The sequence below is a fragment of the Kitasatospora sp. NPDC059577 genome (assembly GCF_042735475.1).
GTDB lineage: Bacteria > Actinomycetota > Actinomycetes > Streptomycetales > Streptomycetaceae > Kitasatospora.
This window is the reverse complement of sequence record NZ_JBHWBZ010000100.1, coordinates 1-9,085: the sequence shown is the minus strand read 5'-3', so window position 1 is coordinate 9,085 and position 9,085 is coordinate 1. Positions and strand designations below refer to the sequence as shown.

General features: G+C 73.0%; 8 protein-coding genes and 2 tRNA genes. 9 read left to right on the top strand and 1 reads right to left on the bottom strand.

All coding sequences use genetic code 11. From position 1 onward, the window contains the following. Positions 1-150 precede the first annotated feature (150 nt). Both ACFV0O_RS39920 and ACFV0O_RS39915 read left to right on the top strand, forming a co-directional pair. Positions 151-2,724: an ATP-binding protein gene (locus ACFV0O_RS39920; protein ID WP_380349500.1), complete on the top strand. Its 2,574-nt coding sequence runs from the start codon at positions 151-153 to the stop codon at positions 2,722-2,724. Continuing rightward, positions 2,717-3,391: a response regulator gene (locus tag ACFV0O_RS39915; protein ID WP_380349497.1), complete on the top strand. Its 675-nt coding sequence runs from the start codon at positions 2,717-2,719 to the stop codon at positions 3,389-3,391. Before ACFV0O_RS39920 ends, ACFV0O_RS39915 begins: the two co-directional genes overlap by 8 nt. Positions 3,392-3,764: 373 nt before the next feature. Here the strand turns inward: ACFV0O_RS39915 and ACFV0O_RS39910 are convergent, their stop codons facing one another. Then, positions 3,765-5,033 (bottom strand): hydrolase, encoded by a 1,269-nt coding sequence (locus ACFV0O_RS39910; protein WP_380349494.1) that lies wholly within the window; start codon positions 5,031-5,033, stop codon positions 3,765-3,767. A 252-nt stretch (positions 5,034-5,285) separates the two neighbouring features. Between ACFV0O_RS39910 and ACFV0O_RS39905 the strand changes: the two genes are divergently transcribed. From ACFV0O_RS39905 to ACFV0O_RS39875, 7 genes are all read left to right on the top strand, one after another. Further along, positions 5,286-5,358, top strand: a tRNA-Thr gene (locus tag ACFV0O_RS39905). A 43-nt stretch (positions 5,359-5,401) separates the two neighbouring features. Further along, a tRNA-Met gene (locus ACFV0O_RS39900) sits at positions 5,402-5,474 on the top strand. 83 nt (positions 5,475-5,557) lie between these two features. Further along, positions 5,558-5,722 (top strand): 50S ribosomal protein L33, encoded by a 165-nt coding sequence (gene rpmG / locus ACFV0O_RS39895; RefSeq protein WP_006604855.1) that lies wholly within the window; start codon positions 5,558-5,560, stop codon positions 5,720-5,722. Positions 5,723-5,854: 132 nt separating this feature from the next. After that, complete coding sequence (locus ACFV0O_RS39890; protein WP_360254567.1) at positions 5,855-6,313, top strand: MaoC family dehydratase N-terminal domain-containing protein; 459 nt, start codon at positions 5,855-5,857, stop codon at positions 6,311-6,313. Positions 6,314-6,318: 5 nt separating this feature from the next. Next, positions 6,319-6,741 carry a MaoC family dehydratase gene (locus ACFV0O_RS39885; protein WP_380349491.1) on the top strand — a complete coding sequence of 141 codons (423 nt, stop codon included), beginning with the start codon at positions 6,319-6,321 and terminating at the stop codon, positions 6,739-6,741. 169 nt (positions 6,742-6,910) lie between these two features. Then, positions 6,911-7,474, top strand: a complete 564-nt coding sequence (locus ACFV0O_RS39880) for a TetR/AcrR family transcriptional regulator (RefSeq protein ID WP_360254571.1) — start codon at positions 6,911-6,913, stop codon at positions 7,472-7,474. A 102-nt stretch (positions 7,475-7,576) separates the two neighbouring features. Then, the gene (locus tag ACFV0O_RS39875; RefSeq protein WP_380349487.1) at positions 7,577-9,034 is read left to right on the top strand and encodes an MFS transporter; all 1,458 of its coding nucleotides are present in this window, start codon (positions 7,577-7,579) and stop codon (positions 9,032-9,034) included. Positions 9,035-9,085 lie beyond the last annotated feature (51 nt).

Below are 9,085 nucleotides of genomic sequence, written 5' to 3'. Positions count from 1 at the left end.
TACAACACCCACACCCCGCAAACCGAGATAGAAGTTGGTCTGGTGGGCTCGGTGTTGTGTATAAGAGACAGCGCCCGGGCCGGCCGACCCGCGTCCGCGCGCACCACCTCCCGGGGCGCGCACCACCTCACGATGGAAAGAGCAGTGCCCATGGCCCGCGACCTCACCCCCGGTGCCGGCATCCGCCGTGGCCGGCTGAGGGTGTACCTCGGCTCCGCGCCGGGGGTCGGCAAGACCTACCGGATGCTGGACGAGGCCCGGCGCAGACAGGAACGCGGGTCCGACGTCGTGATCGGGTACATCGAGTGCCACGGGCGGCGCCACACCGAGGGCATGCTGGCCGGCCTGGAGGTCCTGCCGAGGGTCCACCGCTCCTACCGGGAGGCCGAGTTCGAGGAGATGGACCTCGACGCGGTGCTCGCCCGCCGTCCGTCCGTCGTCCTGGTCGACGAGTTGGCGCACACCAACGTCCCCGGCGGCCGGCACCCCAAGCGCTGGCAGGACGTCGAGGAGATCCTGGCCGCCGGGATCGACGTCATCACCACCGTCAACATCCAGCACCTGGAGTCGCTCAACGACGTCGTCCGGAAGATCACCGGCATCCCGCAGCGCGAGACCGTCCCGGACGAGGTGGTCCGCCGGGCCGACCAGATCGAACTCGTCGACATGGCCCCGCAGGCACTGCGCCGCCGGATGGCCCACGGCAACGTCTACAAGGCGGAGAAGGTGGACGCCGCGCTCTCCAACTACTTCCGGGTCGGCAACCTCACCGCCCTGCGCGAACTCGCCCTGCTCTGGGTCGCCGGACGGGTCGACGAGGGCCTGCGCGACTACCGCGCGACCCACAGCATCGACCGGGTCTGGGAGACCCGTGAACGCGTCGTGGTCGCCCTCACCGGCGGCCCCGAAGGCGAAACGATCATCCGCCGCGCCGCGCGCATCGCCGACCGCACCGCCGGCGGCGAACTGCTGGCCGTCCACATCACCCGCAGCGACGGCCTGGCCGGCGCCTCCTCCGGCGCACTCGCCCAGCAACGGCAGCTGGTCGAGACCCTCGGTGGCAGCTACCACGTGGTCGTCGGCGACGACATCCCCACCGCACTGCTCGCCTTCGCCCGCGCCCACGACGCCACCCAGCTGGTCCTGGGCACCAGCCGCCGCGGCCGGGTCAGCCGCTTCCTGACCGGCCCCGGCATCGGCGAGACCACCGTGGACGCCTCCGAGGACATCGACGTCCACATGGTCACCCACGAGTTCACCGGCCGCGGCCGGCTGCCCCCGCTCGGCCGCCGCCACTCCCGGCGCCGCACCGTCGTCGGCTACGCGGCGGGCCTGGTGCTGCCCTGGCTGCTCACCGCCCTGCTCTCCCAGGCGCACCACCGGATCAACCTCACCACCGACGCCCTGATCTTCCAGCTCGGCGTCGTCATCGTCGCCCTGCTCGGCGGTGCGGTGTCCGCCCTGGTGGCCTCGGTCATCGCCTCGGTACTGCTGAACTACTACTTCATCCCGCCGATCCACAGCCTCACCATCGGCGAGACCAACAACATCGTCGCCCTGGTGGTCTTCGCCGCCATCGCCCTCACCGTCTCCACCGTGGTCGACCACGCCGGCCGGCTCACCACCCGGGCCGCCCGGGCCACCGCCGAGGCCGAGACCCTCTCCACCCTGGCCGGCAGCGTGCTGCGCGGCGCCGACGCGCTGCCCGCCCTGCTGGAGAAGTCCCGGACGGCCTTCGGCATGCGGGCCGTCGCCCTGCTCTCCCGGGCCGACGGCTCGGTGCGGGCGCACTGCGAGGGTGAGCACCAGGACGACGGCGACGGCCCGCAGGAGTCCACCGAGGTCCCGGTCGGCGCGGACGCCGTCCTGGTGCTCACCGGCCGCCGGCTGTCCGCCGCCGACCAGCGCGTGCTCACCGCCTTCGCCGCCCACGTCGCCGCCGCCCTGGAACGCGACCGGCTGGCCGTCGTCGCCGCCGAGGTCGAGCCCATCAAGGCCGCCGACCGGATGCGTACCGCCCTGCTCGCCGCCGTCAGCCACGACCTGCGCACCCCGCTCGCCGCCGCCCGCGCCTCGGTCGGCTCGCTGCGCAGCCCCGACGTCGAGTTCTCCCCCGAGGACCAGGCCGAACTCCTCGCCACCGCCGACGAATCGCTGGTCAAACTCACCCGCCTGGTCGACAACCTCCTCGACATGAGCCGCCTCCAGGCCGGCGTGCTCACCCTGCACCTCACCGAGACCCACCTGGACGAGATCCTGCCCCGGGCGCTCGACAGCCTCCCCGACCCGTACGCACCGGTCCAGCCGCTGGACCTGGACACGACCCCGGCCGTGCTCGCCGACCCGCCGCTGCTGGAACGCGTCCTCGCCAACGTGATCACCAACGCGCTGCGCCACAACGCCCCCGGCGCACCCGTCCTCGTCACCGCCAGCCACCACGCCGACCAGGTCGAGATCCGGGTGATCGACCGCGGCCCCGGCATCGCCCCCGAGGACCGCGACCGGGTCTTCCTGCCCTTCCAACGCCTCGGCGACACCGACAACACCACCGGTGTCGGCCTCGGCCTCGCCCTCTCCCGCGGCCTCGCCGAGGCCATGGGCGGCAGCCTGGAGGTCGAGGACACCCCCGGCGGCGGCACCACCATGCTGCTCACCCTGCCCGCCGTCACGGCGCACCCCGCCACCGAGCCCGCCGCCCAGGGGAAGGAGCCACCACATGAGTGACATCCTGATCGTCGACGACGAACCGGCGCTGCTGCGCACCCTGCGGATCAACCTCAGCGCCCGGCAGTACGCCGTCCGCACCGCCGCCAGCGGCGGCGAGGCGCTCGACCGCGCCGCGCACGCGCTCCCGGACGCCGTCCTGCTCGACCTCGGCCTGCCCGACCTCGACGGGATGGAGGTGCTGCGCGGCCTGCGCACCCGCAGCGCGATGCCGATCATCGTGCTCTCCGGCCGCAGTGACGCCGCCGACAAGGTCGACGCCCTGGACGCGGGCGCGGACGACTACCTCACCAAGCCGTTCCTGATGGACGAACTCCTGGCCCGGTTACGGGCGGTGCTGCGCCGGCCGCTGGGCGGTGTCCCGCCGACCAGGCCGGTGATCGGCGACCACACCGTGGACCTCGCGGCCACCACCGTCAACGGTCCCGCCGGCCCGGTGCGGCTCACCCCGACCGAGTGGCGGATCCTCGCGCTGCTGCTCGCCAACCCCGGCCGGCTGGTGCCCGGCCGGCAGATCCTGCGCGAGGTGTGGGGCCCGGCCCAGGAGGGGCGCGGCAACTACCTGCGGGTCTACCTCGCCGGGCTGCGCCGCAAGTTGGAGCGCGACCCGGCCCGGCCGCGGCACCTGATCACCGAGCCGGGGATCGGGTACCGGTACGTGCCGTAGCGCCGGGCCGGAGACCCGTGCGTACGTGCGTCCGGGCGTCCGGGCGTCGGCGTCAAAGTGGCGTCAAGACCGGTCCCCGGCCCGACAGGAGAGCGTCAAGGCCGGCCGGGGAAGGTGCTCCGTGGGCGTAGCGTCGGTACCGAACCGAGCGGTCCCCGTTCCGTGTGGGGTAGCCGGGGCCGCTCGCGTCGCCGTCGAACGACGGCCGGCAGGTGGGGGAGGGGCGCGTGACAATCCGTCGCGCGCCCCTTTGGTCTCCCGGTCCGCACCTTCGGTCTCCCGGTCCGCACCGTTGATCCGCCGCTCCGGTCCCGTCCGGTCCGGTCCGTCCGCAGGCCCTGCCGACCCCGCAGGCCCGGCCGGCCCTCGCCGGTCAGTCCTCGGCGCTCCCGGACTGCCGGGGCAGCGCCAGTGCCACGGTGTCCGCGAACTCCCGCACCGCGCTGGTCCGGCTGACCACCCGGCCGCTGTGCACCACCAGCCGGCTGTGCCCGCCGGCGAGCGCCCCGGCCAGGCTGTCCCCGCGCACCGCCAGCAGCTCCGCCGGGAACCCGGCGTCCACCCGGACCGGCGGCAGCCCGAGCGCCGCCCGGGCCTGGTTCGCCACCGCGTCGTACGCCGCCTCCGGGTCCAGCTCCCCGCCCGCCGCCAGCAGGTACGCCGACTCCAGTGGATCCGCCCGGCCGACCGGGTTGGACGGGTCGCGCAGCGCTCCGCTGCCCGCCGCCAGTGGCACCCGGGCCGCCGCCAACTCCCTCAGCAGGCCCGGCCGCAGGCCCGTCGCGCGGCCCTCCAGGCCGGTACAGCCGCCGTTCTGCGGCAGGCACACCACCCGCACCCCGCCGGTCGCCAGCACCGCCGACGCCCCCCGGGCCAGCGCACCGCACGGCCCGAGCGTCACCCGCGGCCGCAGCGGCGCCAAGGCGCCCGTCAGCCGCGCGAGTTGGGCGACGTCGGCGGCGGTGGTGTGCAGGTCGACCGGGCAGTCCGCCTCCCGGGCGGCCTCCAGCAACAGCTGGACGTACCCGGCCGGGTCGGGGTCGAGCTCCGGGCAGCCGCCCGCCGCCGTCGCGCCGAGCTTCAGCGCCTCGCGCAGCTGTGCCCGGCCGTCCGCGCCGGCCCGGCCGGTGAGCAGCCGGGGCATCGCCACGGCCTGCAGGTCGGCCAGCCCGCGCAGCGCCTGCCGGGCGGTGAGCACCGCTTCCAGGGGGCGCAGCCCGTGCACGTCGCCGATCCGGACGTGGGTGCGCTGGGCGGTGGCGCCGTAGCCGAGCGAGGTGAGCGCGGCCTCGGTGATCCGGCGGGTGAGGTCGGCCTGGGTGTCCTCGGGCGGGGCGGGCAGGGCGGCGGAGAAGGCGGTGTCGTAGTGGGCGTGCGCCTCGGCGGGGGCCGGGAGCAGCAGGTAGCCCTTGAGGTCGATCCGGGCGCCGGTGGTGACGGTGGGCGCGCCGGGCAGGGCGGGCATCGGGCCGAGGCTGCCGACGGTGCCGACGGCCTGGATCCGGTCGCCGCTGATCCGGACGTCCACCACCCGCCCGTCGGCCAGCCGGGCACCGGTGAGCAGCAGGACCGGGCCGTGCCCGAGGGGGTTGGCCGCCGGGCCGGGCCCGTGGTGCGGCCCGTCGGCGGCTGCGCTGTCCATCGCGGGCTCCTTCTCGGGCCGGCCCGTGCGGGCGGCCAGTCGATCCCGGTGAATGAGCGTCGAGCCTATGGCGCGCGGGGGCGGGGCGCCGGGAGGCGGGCAATAGTCGTATCGGGTCGGGCCGTGCGCCCCGTGGGCCGATCGAACACCCGGCCTTGGATCGCTCCTCCGTGCACCTCGCCCACCTGCGGTCTTCGCCGCGGGATACGGATTTCACCTCCGGCCGCGAAACGTGTAATCTCTTCCTCGTTCGCCCCTATAGCTCAGTCGGTAGAGCGTCTCCATGGTAAGGAGAAGGTCTGCGGTTCGATTCCGCATGGGGGCTCTGGTGAGAAGCAGTCAGTTTCGGCTGTGCTGCGGATCACTGTGGCGGTGTAGCTCAGTTGGTAGAGCAAGCGGCTCATAATCGCTGTGTCACCGGTTCAAGTCCGGTCACCGCTACCCCGCGTAGTCGGTCGGGAGATCGCACTCCCGGTCGGCTACTCTTGTTGTGTTCTTATTCGTTGTCCAAGGAAGGCACTCCCGTGGCTGCCACCGACGTCCGCCCGAAGATCACGCTGGCCTGCGTGGAGTGCAAGGAGCGGAACTACATCACCAAGAAGAACCGGCGTAACGACCCGGACCGTCTTGAGATGAAGAAGCACTGCCCCCGCTGCAACTCGCACACCGCTCACCGCGAGACCCGCTGACCTCTTCGTAGGGCATCGGGCCTGTGTGAACTCAGGTCTTCGACTCCGGGCCGCATCCCTCTTGGGGGGTGCGGCCCGGAGTCATTTCCGTATCCGTCCGCTTCGTGTCCATCCGTGTTCCGAGGAGCTGCCATGGCGCTCGACCCCTCCTTCATCGGGCGTAGTTACCCGCCCACCGAGCCGTACGAGGTCGGCCGGGAGAAGATCCGCGAGTTCGCGATCGCGATCGGCGACGCCAATCCGGCGTACGCCGACGCCGAAGCGGCGAAGGCGTTGGGCCACCCGGACGTGATCGCCCCGCCGACCTTCCCGTTCGTGGTCACCTACAGTGCGGCCGGCCAGGTCGTGGGGGACCCGGAGCTGGGCCTGGACTTCAGCCGGGTCGTCCACGGCGACCAGAAGTTCACCTACACGCGCCCGGTGCGGGCCGGCGACCGGCTCTCGGTCGTGGTGACCATCGACAACATCAAGTCGCTGGCGGGCAACGACGTGCTCACTGTGCGCGGCGAGGTGCTGGACGGGACCGGCGAGCACGTGCTGACGGCGGTCATGACCCTGGTGGCCCGGGCCGCCGACGAAGCGGGGGAGTGAACACGATGGCGATCAGCTATGACGAGGTCGAGGTCGGCACCGAGCTGCCGGCGCAGTCGTTCCCGGTGACCCGCGCCACCCTGGTGCGCTACGCGGGCGCCTCGGGTGACTTCAATCCGATCCACTGGAACGAGAGGTTCGCCCTGGAGGTCGGCCTCCCGGACGTCATCGCGCACGGCATGTTCACCATGGCCGAGGCGATCCGGGTGGTCACCGACTGGGTCGGCGACCCGGCCGCGGTGGTCGAGTACGGCGTGCGGTTCACCCGTCCGGTGCCGGTGCCCGACGACGGGGTCGGCGCGGTGATCGAGGTCTCGGCGAAGGTCGCCAAGAAGCTCGACGACGGCCGGGTGCAGGTCGACCTGCTGGCCACCACGGGCGGTCAGAAGGTCCTCGGGATGTCCAGGGCGATCGTCCGGCTGGCCTGAGGTCGACCGGTCCGGGGGAGGACCGACCGGGGGAGGGCCGGGCCGGGGGGGCCTGGCCGGGGGTCCGGCCACGGTCGGGTGGCCGGCTGCGACCGGGGCCGTGCGGCGGGATCCCCGGGTGCGGTCGTGGGCCTTGCATAGATAGTGATTGGCCACTAACTTGGAAGTCATGGCGAGGTCGAGCATGCGGATGAGCGCGGAGGAGCGGCGCGAGAGCGTCGTCCGCGCCGCGATGATCGAGTTCGCCCGGGGTGGCTACCGGGGCACCTCCACCGAGGCGATCGCTCGCCGGGTGGGCGTCTCGCAGCCGTACCTGTTCCGGCTCTTCCCGGGCAAGCAGGCCATCTTCGAGGCCGCCGCCGAGCGCTGCGTCGAGGAGACCTGGAGGGTCTTCGACGAGGCGTCGGCCGGCCTGACCGGCGAGGCCGCCGCCGAGGCGATGTCCGAGGCCTACCTGGGGCTGGTCGAGGACCGTGACCAGCTGATGATGCAGATGCAGCTCTACGTCTCCGTGTTCGCGGCCAGGGCGGTCGGCGAGGAGGAGATCGGGGAGAGCGCCCGGCGGCTGTGGGAGAGCCTGTTCGAGCGGGTCAGGATCCGGATCGGCGGCGACATGAAGGACGCCACGCAGTTCTTCGCGCACGGGATGCTGATCAACACCCTGGTGGCGCTGGGTTTCCCGCCGGACCACCGGATCTGGGGCGGCTTCGACGGGTGTGAACCGGCCGGGTAGCAGGGTCGCGCGGTGGCATCCGTGCGGCCTCTTTTCGGCCCATGAAAGTTATTGATCAATAACTACCTAGAGGCACCAACTACCTAGAGACCTGGGGACGTCATGACGGAGAAACCGGCCCTCGGCAGGACCGCGATCTGGACCCTGGTGATCGTCAGCGCGGCCAGTTTCATGGCCGCCCTGGACAACCTGGTGGTCACCACCGCACTGCCGTCGATCCGCGAGGAACTCGGCGGCGGGCTGTCCGACCTCGAATGGACGGTCAGTGCCTACACCCTGAGCTTCGCCGTGCTGCTGATGTTCGGGGCCGCCCTCGGCGACCGCTTCGGCCGCCGCCGGATCTTCCTGATCGGCCTGGCGATCTTCACCGCCGGCTCCGCGGGGGCCGCCCTCTCCCCGGAGATCGGCGAGCTGATCGCCGCCCGGGCGGTGCAGGGCGTCGGTGCCGCGGTGATGATGCCGCTCACCCTCACCCTGCTCACCGCCGCCGTGCCCGAGGCCAAGCGGGGGATGGCCTTCGGCATCTGGTCGGGCGTCAGCGGCCTCGCCGTCGCCGCCGGACCGCTGATCGGCGGGTCGCTGACCGAGCACTTCTCCTGGCAGTGGATCTTCTGGGTGAACGTCCCGGTCGGTCTCCTGCTGCTGCCGCTGGCCTTCCGGCGGCTCGGCGAGAGCCGGGGCGCGGACCGGGCCCTGGACCTGCCCGGGACCCTCCTGGTCAGCCTGGGCATGTTCGGCGTGGTGCTCGGCCTGATCCGCGGCAACCCGGACGGCTGGACCAGTCCGCTGGTCCTCGGCGCCCTGATCGCCGGCGTCGTGCTGCTGGCCGCCTTCGTCCGGTACGAGCAGCGCGTGGCCGCCCACCCGATGCTGCCGATGCGGCTCTTCCGCAGCCGCGCCTTCTCGGCCGTCAACGCCGCCAGCCTGCTGATGTACCTCGGGATGTTCGGCTCGATCTTCCTGATCAGCCAGTACCTCCAGGGCGTCGGGGGCTACAGCCCGCAGGAGGCCGGCATCCGGATGCTGCCGTGGACCGCGATGCCGCTGCTGGTCTCGCCGATCGCGGGCATCGTCTCCGACCGGATCGGCGGGCGCCCGATCGTGGTCACCGGGCTGGCCCTCCAGGCCGTCGGCCTGGCGCTGTTCGGACTCGTCGCCGACGGCGGCGGCTTCGACTACCCCGCGCAGATCCCGGCCATCGTGATCTGCGGGATCGGCATGTCGCTGTACTTCGGCCCGACCGCCCAGCTGGTGATGGCGAGCGTCCGGCCGCAGGAGCAGGGGATCGCCTCCGGCGCCAACAACGCGATGCGCGAGGTCGGCGGAGCCCTCGGGGTCGCCGTGCTCTCGGCGGTGTTCTCGGCACAGGGCGGCTACCAGTCGGCGCAGGCCTTCGCGGACGGGCTGGTGCCCGCGCTGTACGTCGGCGCGGTGGCCGTCGGCGTGGGTGCGTTCGCCGCGGTGCTGATCCCGCGCCGCCGCAAGGCCGCGGCGGCCGCCGCGGCTGCCGGGTCCGCCGGGCAGCCGGCGGGGGACCGGGCCGAGGCCGCCCGGGTCTGAGCCGGTACGGCGTGCGGGGCGGGGTGCGGGGGGAAGGGCGGGCGGGCGGGC

Coding starts and splice junctions, on each gene's coding strand:
- ACFV0O_RS39920 (WP_380349500.1), top strand. CDS start 151: ATGGCCCGCGACCTCACCCCCGGTGCCGGCATCCGCCGTGGCCGGCTG.
- ACFV0O_RS39915 (WP_380349497.1), top strand. CDS start 2,717: ATGAGTGACATCCTGATCGTCGACGACGAACCGGCGCTGCTGCGCACC.
- ACFV0O_RS39910 (WP_380349494.1), bottom strand. CDS start 5,033: ATGGACAGCGCAGCCGCCGACGGGCCGCACCACGGGCCCGGCCCGGCG.
- ACFV0O_RS39890 (WP_360254567.1), top strand. CDS start 5,855: ATGGCGCTCGACCCCTCCTTCATCGGGCGTAGTTACCCGCCCACCGAG.
- ACFV0O_RS39885 (WP_380349491.1), top strand. CDS start 6,319: ATGGCGATCAGCTATGACGAGGTCGAGGTCGGCACCGAGCTGCCGGCG.
- ACFV0O_RS39880 (WP_360254571.1), top strand. CDS start 6,911: ATGGCGAGGTCGAGCATGCGGATGAGCGCGGAGGAGCGGCGCGAGAGC.
- ACFV0O_RS39875 (WP_380349487.1), top strand. CDS start 7,577: ATGACGGAGAAACCGGCCCTCGGCAGGACCGCGATCTGGACCCTGGTG.